Source organism: Thermococcus cleftensis, assembly GCF_000265525.1.
GTDB lineage: Archaea > Methanobacteriota_B > Thermococci > Thermococcales > Thermococcaceae > Thermococcus > Thermococcus cleftensis.
Genome location: NC_018015.1, coordinates 1,532,718 through 1,545,437, shown reverse-complemented (window position 1 = coordinate 1,545,437; position 12,720 = coordinate 1,532,718). Strand labels below are relative to the sequence as shown.

9 protein-coding genes and 2 tRNA genes are annotated in these 12,720 nt (G+C 56.4%); 5 read left to right on the top strand and 6 right to left on the bottom strand.

Translation table 11 applies throughout. The annotated features are described in order from the left end of the window. The first annotated feature begins 3 nt into the window (after positions 1-3). Together CL1_RS08385 and CL1_RS08380 are read left to right on the top strand one after the other, a co-directional pair. Complete coding sequence (locus tag CL1_RS08385) at positions 4-846, top strand: M55 family metallopeptidase (RefSeq protein ID WP_014789448.1); 843 nt, start codon at positions 4-6, stop codon at positions 844-846. Positions 847-976: 130 nt separating this feature from the next. After that, a complete protein-coding gene (locus CL1_RS08380; protein WP_014789447.1) occupies positions 977-2,143 on the top strand; it encodes a transglutaminase-like domain-containing protein in 1,167 nt (388 codons plus the stop codon). On the opposite strand, the gene CL1_RS08375 is transcribed toward CL1_RS08380, so the two are convergent. Together CL1_RS08375 and CL1_RS08370 are read right to left on the bottom strand one after the other, a co-directional pair. Continuing rightward, positions 2,137-3,354, bottom strand: coding sequence for a DEAD/DEAH box helicase (locus tag CL1_RS08375; RefSeq protein ID WP_014789446.1), 1,218 nt, complete (start codon positions 3,352-3,354; stop codon positions 2,137-2,139). The two genes, CL1_RS08380 and CL1_RS08375, sit on opposite strands and share 7 nt — an antisense overlap. A gap of 69 nt (positions 3,355-3,423) precedes the next feature. After that, positions 3,424-3,501, bottom strand: a tRNA-Lys gene (locus CL1_RS08370). A 111-nt stretch (positions 3,502-3,612) separates the two neighbouring features. Between CL1_RS08370 and CL1_RS08365 the strand changes: the two genes are divergently transcribed. Together CL1_RS08365 and CL1_RS08360 are read left to right on the top strand one after the other, a co-directional pair. Further along, positions 3,613-3,700: transfer RNA gene (locus CL1_RS08365), tRNA-Leu, on the top strand. A 699-nt stretch (positions 3,701-4,399) separates the two neighbouring features. Further along, positions 4,400-5,110 carry a hypothetical protein gene (locus CL1_RS08360; protein ID WP_014789445.1) on the top strand — a complete coding sequence of 237 codons (711 nt, stop codon included), beginning with the start codon at positions 4,400-4,402 and terminating at the stop codon, positions 5,108-5,110. Here the strand turns inward: CL1_RS08360 and CL1_RS08355 are convergent. Then, on the bottom strand, positions 5,095-7,452 hold the full coding sequence (locus CL1_RS08355; RefSeq protein WP_014789444.1) for a DEAD/DEAH box helicase: 2,358 nt from the start codon (positions 7,450-7,452) through the stop codon (positions 5,095-5,097). The two genes, CL1_RS08360 and CL1_RS08355, sit on opposite strands and share 16 nt — an antisense overlap. 49 nt (positions 7,453-7,501) lie before the next feature. Here CL1_RS08355 and CL1_RS08350 point away from each other — a divergent pair, with 49 nt between their 5' ends. Next, a complete protein-coding gene (locus tag CL1_RS08350; RefSeq protein ID WP_048152186.1) occupies positions 7,502-7,930 on the top strand; it encodes a hypothetical protein in 429 nt (142 codons plus the stop codon). On the opposite strand, the gene CL1_RS08345 is transcribed toward CL1_RS08350, so the two are convergent. The 3 genes from CL1_RS08345 to CL1_RS08335 are packed head-to-tail and all read right to left on the bottom strand — an operon-like array spanning position 7,927 to position 12,638. Next, a complete protein-coding gene (locus CL1_RS08345) occupies positions 7,927-8,589 on the bottom strand; it encodes a segregation and condensation protein A (protein ID WP_014789442.1) in 663 nt (220 codons plus the stop codon). The two genes, CL1_RS08350 and CL1_RS08345, sit on opposite strands and share 4 nt — an antisense overlap. Positions 8,590-8,594: 5 nt before the next feature. Continuing rightward, on the bottom strand, positions 8,595-12,161 hold the full coding sequence (gene smc / locus CL1_RS08340; protein WP_014789441.1) for a chromosome segregation protein SMC: 3,567 nt from the start codon (positions 12,159-12,161) through the stop codon (positions 8,595-8,597). A gap of 54 nt (positions 12,162-12,215) precedes the next feature. Continuing rightward, entirely contained in the window at positions 12,216-12,638 is a 423-nt protein-coding gene (locus CL1_RS08335; protein WP_257719862.1) for a DUF835 domain-containing protein, read from the bottom strand. Positions 12,639-12,720: the final 82 nt, after the last annotated feature.

Sequence of the window (12,720 nt, the reverse complement as noted above, 5' to 3'; positions counted from 1 at the left end):
CAGATGCGCGCATTCATATCCCTTGACCTTGAGGGCCTACCGTACATCGTCAGCAGGGAGCACCTCTTCGTGAAAGGCGCCCTCTACGGGGAGGCCCGGAGGATAGCGACCGAGGTGGTGAAGGTTACCGCCGAGACGCTCCACGAACTCGGCTTTGAGGAGGTCATAATAGCCGACAGCCATGGTCCGATGGTCAATATCCTTCCCGGAGAGATGCCCGAATACGTTGAGCTGGTGAGGGGCTTTCCGAGGCCGCTCAGCATGGTGGCCTTCGCCAGGGGAAGCGACGCCGCGCTCTTCCTCGGCTACCACGCCAAGGCCGGCACGAGCTACGCCACCTTCGACCACACCTACAGCGGGGCGAGCATAGACAGGCTGGAGATAAACGGGGTTGAGGTGAGCGAGTTCCTGCTCAACGCCTACATTTTGGGAAGCTGGGGAATCCCCGTGATCCTCGTGGGAGGGGATAGAAGGCTCCTCGAAACGGACGTTAAGACATTCACTCCCTGGGTAGTTGGCGTTCCCTTCAAGGAGTCTCCCTCACGCTACGCCGCCAAGAGCCCTAGAATGAGGAGAATAAAGACCATGCTGCGGGAGGGCGTGATAGAGGCCGTCGAGCGGCTGAAGAGAGGAGAGACAAAGCCCCTCGTTACCAGAGAGCCAGTCCACGTAAAAGTCCGCTTCCTGAGGAGCGATATGGCAGACACCGCCGAGCTGCTGCCGTTCGTGAATCGCATAGACGGGAAGACGGTCGAGTTCAAGGCGAAGACCGTTGAGGAAGCCTACAAGGTCTTCGAGCTGCTGACCCTGGCGGCGGCCGGGGTGAGCGCGATAGTAACGAGGTAAAAGCTTAAGTCCAACGCTAACTAAAAGGTAACGCCCCCGGGAAACCGCGGGGAATGAGCGCTCGGCGAGCGATGATTTCCCTTCGCTCCCCGGGGGCACAGTTTATAAGACCCACGCTCTATTTTGAGGTATGAGGAGAACCATCTTAGCGACCCTCCTGGTGCTCATAGTGTTCTCATCGGGGTGCATTGCTCCGTTACATTACACTAGTGAGAGCGAGACCCCTCATTCGTGGGAAACTTCTGAAGTCACGTCTTCTTCCCCTTCGTACACGACACTCCCTGCAACCTGGACAAATCCCCTCGTGAAATGGGAGAACACAACGGTATCCCTGCCAAGCCAGGACGCCGAGCTCAACTGTCCGGGAATTCTCTGGCGCTATCTCCTGAAGGATGCCCTCGAATGCATGCTGAGCGGAAAGGAGCTCGATGTGGTTTCACCCCTGGCAGAGCAACTGAAGGGTGAGAACCTGCCACAAAGCGCCTGGAACGTTCTGGAGTGGGAGGGGGAGTGGCTGAGCTACGACTGGGAAAAGGCCAGCCAGCCCTTTGCGAAGGTCATAATATACCCCGACGGCAGGCAGGAGGTCGTTGAGGGGCAGAACAACACCATTCAGACCCCCTACGAGACGATAATGCGGAGAAAGGGAGTGTGCACCGACTACACGATCCTAACCGATGCCCTCCTTCTCGCGATGAACCACTCGCCGGTATATGCAATGGCGATAAACCTCACCGACCTCGGGCATGCAACGGCGCTGGTGAAGATAGGCGGCTGGTACTTTGCCCTTGACCAGCACCTCCCCCCGATGGATCTTGGCGCCTACTACCGCTACTGGGAGAGACAGGGGAGTACGATAATCAACGCCACGCTCTACGAGATAACGCCCGGCGAAAATCAGGCGAACGTGAAAAACCTGGGAACGATCAGGGGGTATGAGTTCCTCAATCAGGACTACACGATGACTGACGCTGACGCCAGGAACCTGGCCTACTCAATGATGAACGTTTTCTACGGCGATTTTGGCCTGAAAGCCGATGAATCCCTGACCAGTCTCTCGGACGGAAAGCTTCCCGGAGGCTACAAGGCGGGCTGGACGTGGGGAGTCACGTACTATCACCTGGCCGACTACTACCACCCCATATTCCACAAACAGTATGCGGAGTGGCTTACCGGTGAAATGCTATCTGATTCAGGGTTCTTAGGCTACCTAAAAAAGAGCGACACGGTTTGGGTAGAAATTGGGATAGCGGGTGACGATCTCGTCGTCACCGTTTACCTCGGGGAGCTTCAGTAGCGTCTCGAGTAGCCGCGGGAATAGTTTCTCCTTCCCTTTCTGTTGTTTCTGTAGTTCCTCGGACGTTCCTCGCGCTCATACCTCTCCCTGTACTCCTTCGGTATCTCCTCGCTCAGCTCAGACTTCCTTATCTCCACCCCTGCGACCTGGGCGATGTAGCGCAGCCTCTTGAACTCACCGGGCATTATGAAGGTCACCGCCCTTCCGCGCTTGCCCATTCTGCCCGTTCTCCCTATCCTGTGTACGTAGTCCTCAGCCGTCATGGGCAGTGAATAGTTCACTATGTGGCTCACGTCCTGAACGTCCAGGCCGCGCGCGGCGACGTCGGTGGCGACGAGAATTCTCGTCCGCTTTGTCTTGAAGCGCCAGAAGGTTCTCTCGCGCGCTGCCTGGCTCATGTCGCCGTTCAAGGCCTCGGCGCTGTAGCCCTGCCTCCTGAGTTTCTCACTCAGCTCCCTGGTTTCCCTCTTGGTGGCGCAGAAGATTATGCCGTAGAAGTCCCCATCGAGTATCTTCTTCAGCACGGTGAACTTCCTCGCGGGAACGACCTCAACGTACTCCTGATCTACCATTTCGGGGACCAGCTCGTCGCTGCTCACGCTCACGACCTCGTAGTCCCCCATGTAGCGCCTCGCGAGCCTTCTTATCTCCCGCGGCATCGTGGCCGAGAACATCAGCACCCTCTTCCTCCTCGGAGTCTCACGGAAGATCGCCTCTATGTCGTCTATGAAGCCCATGTCGAGCATTCTGTCAGCTTCGTCCAGTATGAAGAACCTGACGGAGCTGAGATCGAGGGTTCCGCGCCTTATGTGGTCGAGAACCCTTCCGGGGGTTCCAACTACGACATGGGTGCCCCGCTCGAGGGCCCTTATCTGCGGACCAATCGGCTGGCCACCGTAGACCGCGTAAACGTAAACCCTCTTCCTCCCGCGGAGGCTCTTGATTTCATCGGCCACCTGGAGGGCAAGCTCCCTCGTGGGCGTGAGGATTATCGCCTGAACCGCCTTGACCTTCGGGTCGATGGCCTCGATTATGGGGAGCGCAAATGCCGCTGTTTTCCCCGTCCCTGTCTGGGACTGGCCGATTATATCGACGTCGCCCGATAGAAGACGCGGTATGACCTCCCTCTGAATGTCCGTTGGGGTCTCAAAACCCTTCTGCCTGACGGCCACTAACGTGGCCTCGGACAAGCCTAAGCTTTCAAAACTCATTTTCCTAACTCCTTACGTTGCTCAAACGCATCCCTTCTCAAACGGAACGCGTCGAGAAGAAACGCGGTCTGGCGGGCCGGGGGGGATTCGAACCCCCGACCACGGGATTAAGAGTCCCGCGCTCTAACCATGCTGAGCTACCGGCCCTCAACCCGAAGTCATAGACGGGAGGTTGCTTTATAAATCTTTCGGTTCCCCCGGGGCAGAGAGGGGATAGAAAAATTTATAAAGACTCCCCGAGCCTTATAGTTTGGCAACGCGGGGGTTGCCGAGCCTGGTCAAAGGCGCGGGATTGAGGGTCCCGTCCCGTAGGGGTTCCGGGGTTCAAATCCCCGCCCCCGCACCAGAAACGTTTCTACCGGAAAGCTTCATCAAAGCTAGCATGCCTTATCAGAACATGCAAGTTAGTTAGGGGTTTGTCATTAACTCGCTTGTTTTGGTTGGGGTTTTCTTCTCCTTAGCGCCCTTCGGGCGCTGTTCTTAGATAAAACCCCTTCAATAGGTCTCTAATCAATACAAACCCTCGATAAAATGCCCACTAACGAGGCATGCAACTACCTTCTCCCTAGCATGCAGTCAGAGCCTTTTGGTCAAACTTTGCAAAGCAAAGTTTGTTCGCCTGCGCGACGTCGAGCCTCGCTCGACGCGAGGGACGCCAGTCCCGCAGAGTTTGACCAAGGTTTGTAGCTCCTTCTTGAAGTACCCATCTCCAAGTGGTTTCCCCATTTTGGAGCGTTTAACACGGAGAACAACTCCAGAATACTCTAATACAGGGGTTTGCTTTCTTTTGACGCCCTTCGGGCGTCTTTTGGAGTTAAACCCCCTCAACAGGAACCCAAAGTGGTTCTCACTTGAAACATCAGCCTCAAGTTTGGAAACCACATTTCCAGGTTACAACATAGAGAAGAGCTACAAACTCCCAGCGAAGCTTTCTAAGACAGAAAAATGCTTATCAGGTAAGTTGTTTCCAGGTTTTACTCTCCCAAAGAACGCACAGGCCAAACATATTTAAACCTTCAGTGCGTAAAACTCATCGGTGGCACAGATGAAAGGAATCTCCCGAGAGCTCGTGGTTGGGATTCTCGTGGGAATGGCGATTGGAGCGGTTTTCTCCTACGCTCTCGCCGTCCACGATGACACCTCCGGCGGGATCCGCACCTGTCCGGTAGTCAATCACGAAACCCTGATGGGATACCTGGTGAGGGCCAGCCCGACCACCGGTGGGAAGGCAACCGCCAGGGCGGTGGAGAGGGCCTATCTCGAGCAGCGCAGTCCTAACTATCCCTTAGAGCTCTTCAAGGAGATGTACCGTGACGTTCCTGGGAGAAAGAAGTTCATCGGACTTTCATACGTTTTCGCCAACGACACCCTTCTCTACGGCCGATTCGCCATCACCAACGAAACGCCCTCGGAGTTCGAGTTCGAGAGTCCGGCTCCGGACATGAGCCAGAGGATAGACGGGGCCGGGATAATGACCCCCAGGTGGGCCGTCATCTTCGTGAGCCTCTACGACCTCGGGGGAAGAAACGGCGTTGAGGGGCTCAGCCTCACAGTGCCCGCGGACTGGAAGCTCGAGTACTACGGGGGAACCGGGGAGATTACCCCCGGAAGCGTGCTCCGCGTGAGGTTCCCCGACAAAAAGAGGGACAACTATGTGGTTCTGGCCTTCGAGACCAGCGGTATACCCGATTCGCTCGACATTGAGGTCACCGTGGCAGGGGACGACTACCGGCTGATGGGCTACTCCTCCACATAAGGAGCCGTGATGACCTTCCTAATCTCCCTCGCCTTCTTCTCGCCTATTCCTTCAACCTCCTTGAGTTCCTCCTCCGTCGCGGTGAAAACCCTCTCCACGTTGCCGAAGTGCCTCAGCAGTCTCTTGGCGAGCGTTGCTGAAACGTTTGGCAGGCCCTCAACGATTAGCCTCTGCCTCTCCGCCAGGGTTAGGGCCTTCTTCTCGCTCCTAAGGCGGACCTCCTTCTTCCTCTCCTCCTGCTCGCGCTTGGCCAGGAGGTAGATGAAGCTCGCGGTTTCCTCCTTGCCCGAGGAGAAGAGTATCGGCACTCCCCAGTCGAGGGTCACAGCGGCTATGGCACCGCGAATGGCGTTGGGGTGAACGTTCCTTACCCCGTAAAGCTCGCCCTCGATGATTATCACCGGCTTCTCGTAGGCCCTCTTAAGCCTCTCCACCTGGTCAAAGAGCCTGCCGTCTATGATTGACTGTATGAAGTCGTTGGCGCTCTTCCTCTCTATCCCGACCTCCTCGCTGACGACGTAGTCGGCAACGTCGAGCGTCCTGACCTCAACCTCCGCCCCGAGTTCCTTCAACAGCTTCGGAACCCCGCTCCTCAACTCGCGGGAATCGACGTAAACGACTATCCCCTTGGGTTTCCTCACGAAAACGGGCTTTATTGGGAGTTCCTTCCGCTCCTCGGCCGGTTTCTCCGACTTCTCTTTTGGCTCACGTCCGGATTTATCGGTCCTTTCAACTCTCTTCGGCTTCAAAAACTGGTCGAGGGAAGTTATCCTACCCCTCGCGGACATCTCAACACTCCCCTTCCGCCCTTCCGGTTTATCTCCTCCGTTACGTGCGCGCTCAAGCTCACCCGCCACCTTCCTTACCGCTTCGAACATTCCCCTCTCCTTCCTCCTGGAGCTCCAGTAGTAGGCCTCATCGCGCGTCCCCTTTGCCATAAGGATTACTACCTTCCCGGGCCTGTGCCTGCCGGTTCTACCACGACGCTGTATGCTCCTTATCGCCGAAGGCACTGGTTCATAGAAGACCACCAGATCAACCTCGGGAACGTCTAGACCCTCCTCGCCGACGCTCGTGGCGACGAGAACGTTAAATTCACCCCTGGAAAAGCGCTCAAGAGTTTCCTTCTGCTTCCTCTGGCTCATTCCCTTATCCTTTCCCCTGCTGGCCTGTCCGATGAAGCGCTCGGCGCTTATACCAAGTCCCCCAAGCTCCTCGACGATTTTCCTTCCCGTGTCGCGGTAGTTGGTGAAAACGATTATTTTTGAGTTGGGCTTTCTCTCTAGCTGTTTTTTGATGAGCTCCTTGAGCTTCTCCATCTTGGGGTGGTCCATTCCCATCTCCTTCGCCTGAACGAGGAGGTAAATCACCTTCCTCATACGGGGGTCTTCCATCAGCTCCCTGCTGGACTTGGTTCTCTTATCCTCGCGGAGCTTCTTCAGGTAGGCCCTCAACGCGGTCAGCCCTTGGGTTTCGAGGAGTTCTATCGCGTGCTGAAGCTTCACCGCCTTCGCCTGGTACATTCTAAGCCGGCCCAGCTCGTAGTTGCCCATGGCAACCTCGCGGTTGATTTTAGAGCCCGCCTGGAGGACTTCCCTCTTGGAGATGTCGGGGGAATAGGTCGAGACGAGCTTGAACTGGGCCAGGGGCTTGAGACTCTCCTTCAGCATCTCCCTGAGGAGCGAGCGAACCTCCGTGTAGATACCTGGGAGTTCAACCTTCACCCACTCGAAAGCTATCCTCTGGACGTAAGGCTTGACGTCAGGCGAGTTCTCGGTTCTAACTTCTATGCGCCCTATCCCGAGGTTCCTCACTATCTCGCGTATCTTCTCCTCGTCGCTCCCCGGGGAGGCAGTCAATCCCAGAACGAGCGGGTGTTTGGCAGTTTTGAGGTACTCCTTCGCTATGAAGACGTAGGCGTAGTTTCCAACCGCGCGGTGGGCCTCGTCTACAACCAGCAGAACGACGTCCTCGAGCGAAATTCTGCCCGTCAATACGTCGTTCTCGACGGTTTGGGGCGTGGCGGTTATCACGACGCTCTCCCTCCACACCTCAGCCCTCTTTTCGGGCGAAAGCTCGCCGGTGAGGACGTTGATTTTCTCCGGCGGGAGGTTGAAGATCTTTCTAAAGCTCTCGGCGTGCTGGAGCGCTAGGGGCTTCGTTGGGGCGAGGAAGAGGACCTTTCCACCGTACCTGGAGAGGCGGTAGTCTGCTATGAGCATCGCTATGAGCGTCTTTCCTAATCCAGTCGGCAGAACGACAAGGCAGTTGGTTTCCTTGCACCGGGCGTAGATGACCTCCTGGTAAACGCGAGGCTCGATTATATCGCGACGAAGGTACATATGCCTATATCCTCGGCGAAGTTTATAAATTATGAGACCAACTCAGGCCATGCTCCTCACGAGGCACGCCAGGGAGAGGCTCGTCAAGAGGCTCGCAAAGAGAAGAAAGCTTGAGAGGATTTACTCGGAGCTGTGGGCCTTCCTCGACCGTTCGCGGAGGATTGACGTGAACGAAAGGATCGTAATCTTCACAGACGGGAGAAAGAGCCTGGTCTGTGCTAAGCTCGAATGCGAGAGGCTTTCCCTGGAAGAAATCAAAGAAAGGGTTTCGGGTATTTCCAGGGCCTACGAGTGCGTTTTCTTCGACGGGAGAACCGCCAGGGAAACAGCTCCCGGAAAATTCCTGGAGGAGATCCCCGACGGGACGTACTGCTTCTACCTGAACAAGGAAAAGAAAAGTCTATACCTCGGGAGCGAGGAGCCCCTGCTGGTCATAACGATAAGGCCAGCGAAGAGGGAAGAAAGAAACCTGAGCTAAGCTTCCTCACCTACTGGCACGACCAGTATCTCCCCAAAGGGCTCCTCCTGAATGAGGTCCACCTTCCCCATGTTGGAGAGGAAGAGGAGGTAGAGGAAGGTTCTAGCTATTATCTTCGGCGTCGGGTCAAAGACGAGATCCCAGAAGTTTATTGGCTCCCGTGTTTCCCGGTACATGTTCACGACTATCTCGTGGAGGCGGTAGACGTGCTTCTCGATGTCCACGCGGAAGTCATCGACGACGAAGACCTCCTCCTCTATCTCGACCTTCTTTTTCTTCCTGGGCTTTCTCTTCTCCGCCTCCTCGAGGGCGTCCATAAGGGCATCTAAGAGGTCGTCGAAGGTGTAGTAGCGCTCGACTCTCCTGAGCGGCGGGGCCAAAGGTTCGACCTCGACGTGGAGCCTCTCCTCCTTCCGCTCCTCCTCTTCCTCCTCGTCCGCGTGGAGCAAAGCCTCACTCTTCATTCTCACGAGGATTGATGCAGCCAGGATTGCTCTGGCTGAAACCCTGAGGTCAAGCTCCTTCATCTCCCTGAGCCGTTCGATGTACTTCTCGGTCAGGTCAACGATGTCGATGTTCCAGGGATCGACCTTGCCCATCTGAACGAGCTGGAGGAGAATGTCAACGGGCGTTATCTCCTCCTCGCGACGGGATTCCATCACCATCACCCGCCCAGGTGGCCGAACATCTCGGCGTGCTCGGCCTCGCTCCTCTTCCTGGCCTCTTCGAGTATCTTCATGGCCTTCTCAAGGCTCAGTGCAACGACGCGGGAGACGCCGTTCCTCATGCTGACCCCGATTATCTTGTCCGCGTTCGCCATCATGACGTCCCTGAGTGTAATCACGATGAACTGGCTGTTCTGGGAGGCCTCCTTGATGAGGTCGGCGACGCGCTTGACGTTGGCGTCGTCGAGGTGTGCATCGATCTCGTCGAAGAGGTAGAAGGGAGCCGGCTTGTAGCGCTGTATGGCGAAGACGAAGGCCAAAGCCGTTAAAGCTTTCTCGCCGCCGCTCATGGCCTCTATCCTCTTGACGTCCTTTCCAGCGGGCTTGGCCTCTATCTCAAGACCCCCGGCGAAGGGGTCGTCGGGGTTCTCGAGGATAAGCCTGGCGCTTCCTCCCGGCGAGAGCTTGGCGAACAGCTCCGAGAAGTTCCTGGCTATCTCGTTGAGGGTCTGGAGGAAGACCTGCTTCTTCTGGCCCTCTATCTCCTCGATGAACTCCTCTATGCTCTCCTTCTCAGCCAGAACCTGCTCGCGCTTGCTCTTCAGCTCGAGGTAGCGTCTCTCGACGACTTCGAAGTCCTCTATGGCCTTCATGTTCACGGGCTCGAGGGAGCGTATCTCTTCCTCCATCTTCTCTATCTGCTCACGGAGCGCCTCGAGCTCGAGCGGCACTTCCTTGATGCTCTTTATGAGCTTGGGGTCAAAGTGCTTCAGCTCGTCCCTCTTCTCCTTCAGCGCGGCCTCGTACTGTGCGAGCTTTATCTTGAGGGTGTTTGCCTCTATGCGAAGCTCCTGAAGCTTGGAGTTCAGCTCGTCCTTCTCGGCGCGGAGGTCTATTATATCGTTCCTGACCTTTTCGCGCCTTTCGCGTAGCTCCTTGAGTTCGTCCTTGACGCTCTCCTCCGCCTTCCTGAGCTCATTAAGCTCAGCCTCGAACTCCTTAATTGCGCTCTCATTCTCCTCGATGTTTGCCTTGAGGGCGTTTATCCTGTTCACCAGCCCCTCGATTTCCTCCTCCAGATCAGCCTTCCTCGGCAGCAGCTCCTCGTTTATCCTCACATCGAGGTTCTCGAGCTTGCTCTCGACCTTGCTCAGCTCCTCGCGGAGCTTGCTTATCTCTGCCTCGACCTCCCGTATGCGCTGGTTCAGCTCCCGGGCCTCAGGGTTCTCGAGGGCCCTCTTGAGCTTCTCCCTCTTCTTCTCCAGCCTCTCTATCCTTCCTCTGAGCTTTGCCATCTCGCCCTTAGCCTCGTGAATCCTCTTTTCCAGCTCCTCGATGAGCCTCTCGTTCTCCTCAATCTCCTCCTTGAGCGCCCTGTCCTCCGCAAGGAGGCGATCCATCTCACGCTGGACCACCTGCAGGTCCTTGGCCAGCTCGCTCTTCCTCATACGGAGCTCGAACAGCTCGTTCTCCAGCCCCTTGACCTCGAGCCTGAGGGCATTGACGGTAGATTCCAAAGCTTCCTTCTCACGTTCGAGCTTCTCCACCCTTTTCCTTATCTCGTCCACGTTTACTCCGAGCTTCCCCCTCGGCCTGTAGTGGCCGCCGGTTATCGCTCCGCTCCTCTCCAAAAGCTCGCCGCCGAGGGTCACCATGCGAACCTTTCCTATTCCAACCGTTCTCGCCTCGTCCATGTCGCTCACTATCAGCGTGTCCCCGAGGGCGTAGGCTACGGCGTTCTTGAAGCGCGGGTCGTACTGGACGACGTCCATCGCGGGAATTCCGAGGGAAGGCTTCTCGCGCATCGAGCGGGGCTTTATCTTGTTCAGCGGGAGGAATGTGAGCCTTCCGAGCCTCTTCTCCTTGAGGAGCCTTATCGCCTTCTCCGCAACCCTGTCGTCCTCGACGACGACGTGGTCGTAGCTCCCGCCGAGGGCAACCTCTATGGCCAGCGCGTAGTCCTCGCTCGCAACCGTTATCAGCTCCCCGAGGGGACCGTAGAGGCCGGGGATGTTCTGGCCCTTGAGGAACTCAACCGCGCGGTTCCCGCGAACCTCGCGCTGGGCCTCGGCCTTTATCAGCTCCTCCCTGGCCTTTGCAAGCTCTCCCTCGACCTTCCTGAGGGCCTTGCTCTTTTCCTCCATCTCCTTCTCGGCCTTCCTGAGCCTCGCCTCTGCCTTGGACATCTTCCCGTCGATTTCGCCGAGCTCGGAGCGCTTCGCCTCCAGGGACTTTTTGGCCTCCTCGATCTGGGCCTTGAGGGAAATCCTTCTGGCGTTGTTCTGGGCTATCCTGGCCCTGGCCCTCTCTATCTCCTCTTCAAACTTCTTAATATCGCTCTCCTTCATGTAGAGCTCCTTCTTGGCCTCCTCCAGCTCGTCAACGACCTTGTCGAAGTCCTGCTTGGCCATGGCAAAATCCCTGTCTATCTCGCCGAGCTTGACAACCAACTCGTTCTTGACAACCTCCCTCTCCTTTATCTCGGCGATGAGCTTCTCACGTCTCTTGCTCCAGCGGTTTATTGCGTTCCGCCCCTTCTCTATTTCCTCCGAAACCTTTCTAAGCTCCTCTTTCGCCTTCATCAGACGGTGCTGGCTGTCCTCTATCTCCTTTTGAGCCAGTTCTATGTTCTTCCTGGCCATCTCTATCCTCGACTGAACCTCGCTTATCTTCCTCGTGACCTCCAGGATACCGTCCTCGCTCTTCTCCTCAAGCTCCTTCTCGATGGCGTTCAGTTCCCTCTCCTTCGCCACTATCTCCCTGGCAACCTCCTTGAGCCTGGCCCCCATCGCCGCTATCTCGGCCTCTATCTCCTTGTCGCGCAGGTTGCTTTCCTCTATCAGGCTTTCCAGCTTCCTTATCTCACCCAAAAGAAGCGTTACTTTGGCCCTCTCAACGCGCTCCTTGAGGTCGAGGTAGCGAAGGGCATCGTTGCGCTCCTTCTCGAGCTTGTCTAGCTGGGCCTTCACTTCCCTGATGAGAAGATCAACACGAGCGAGGTTCTCTTCGGCCTGCTTTAATTCCTTCAACGCCTTCTCCTTCTTTGCGTCGTACTCGGCTATGCCGGAGATCTCATCGATTAGCATTCTCCTCTCGGTAGGGCTCATCTTGATGAACTTGGTGATGTCCCCCTGGAGGACGAGGTTGTAGCCCTCCGGCGAGATCATCGCCGCGCTGAGCACGTCAAGTATGTCGCTCCTGCTCGTCCTCTTTCCGTTGAGCCAGTAGGTGCTCCTGCCGTCGGGGTAAACTCTTCTCTTTATCACGACCTCGTCCTCGTCTATCGGAAAACCCCTGTCCTCGTTGTTGAAGTACATCGCCACTTCCGCGTACTTGGCCGGAGGCTCGGTCTTAGTGCCCGCGAAGATGAGGTCGCTTATCCTCGTGGCACGCATGGCCTTGGCGGACAGGCCGCCGAGGACGAAGAGAACGGCGTCGCCAATGTTGCTCTTCCCAGAACCGTTGGCACCGACGATGGCGGTGAAGCCTTTAGAAAGGGGAACGACGACCTTCCTGTTACCGTAGGATTTGAAGCCCTTCATTTCAATTTTCTCGATGTACGGCATGCCCTTACACCTAAACAGGGGAATGGCAAAGATGGTTATATAAGTTTACCCGTGTCACTCAACTATCCTGCGGAGTATGTTCCTGACCCTGTCATCGATGCCGTCGCTGATGGTGACGTAGAAGTCAGAGTTCGCCAGAAGGGCCATGTCCCGGAGCTTGCTGACAAACCTCAGCGTTGGCTCGACGCCGTTCTCTATCATCAAGTATTCGATGGCGTCCAGTATGACGTCCGCCTCACCCTGCTGGAGCTGCTCCCACACCATCTGCTCGATGGCGTGAAGCCTGGAGGGAGAAACGGCGTTGGGGTGGGGGATCTTGGTCACCCATATCGGGTGGACGTTATGCTTATCAAGTTCCACCGGCGGCTTTCGGGTTATGAGAAGCTTCCTTCGGCGCTTATTTCTTTGGAGGAGCTCATTGAGGCGCCTATAATCCACCACTCGCGACCCCTCGTACGTGGGTCGGATCCTCAACATCATACCCACCACTTCTTCACCATTTGGATTGGAGGACGCACTGAACTGTTTCCTCGCCAACCCAACTTCGTATCCAACTTTA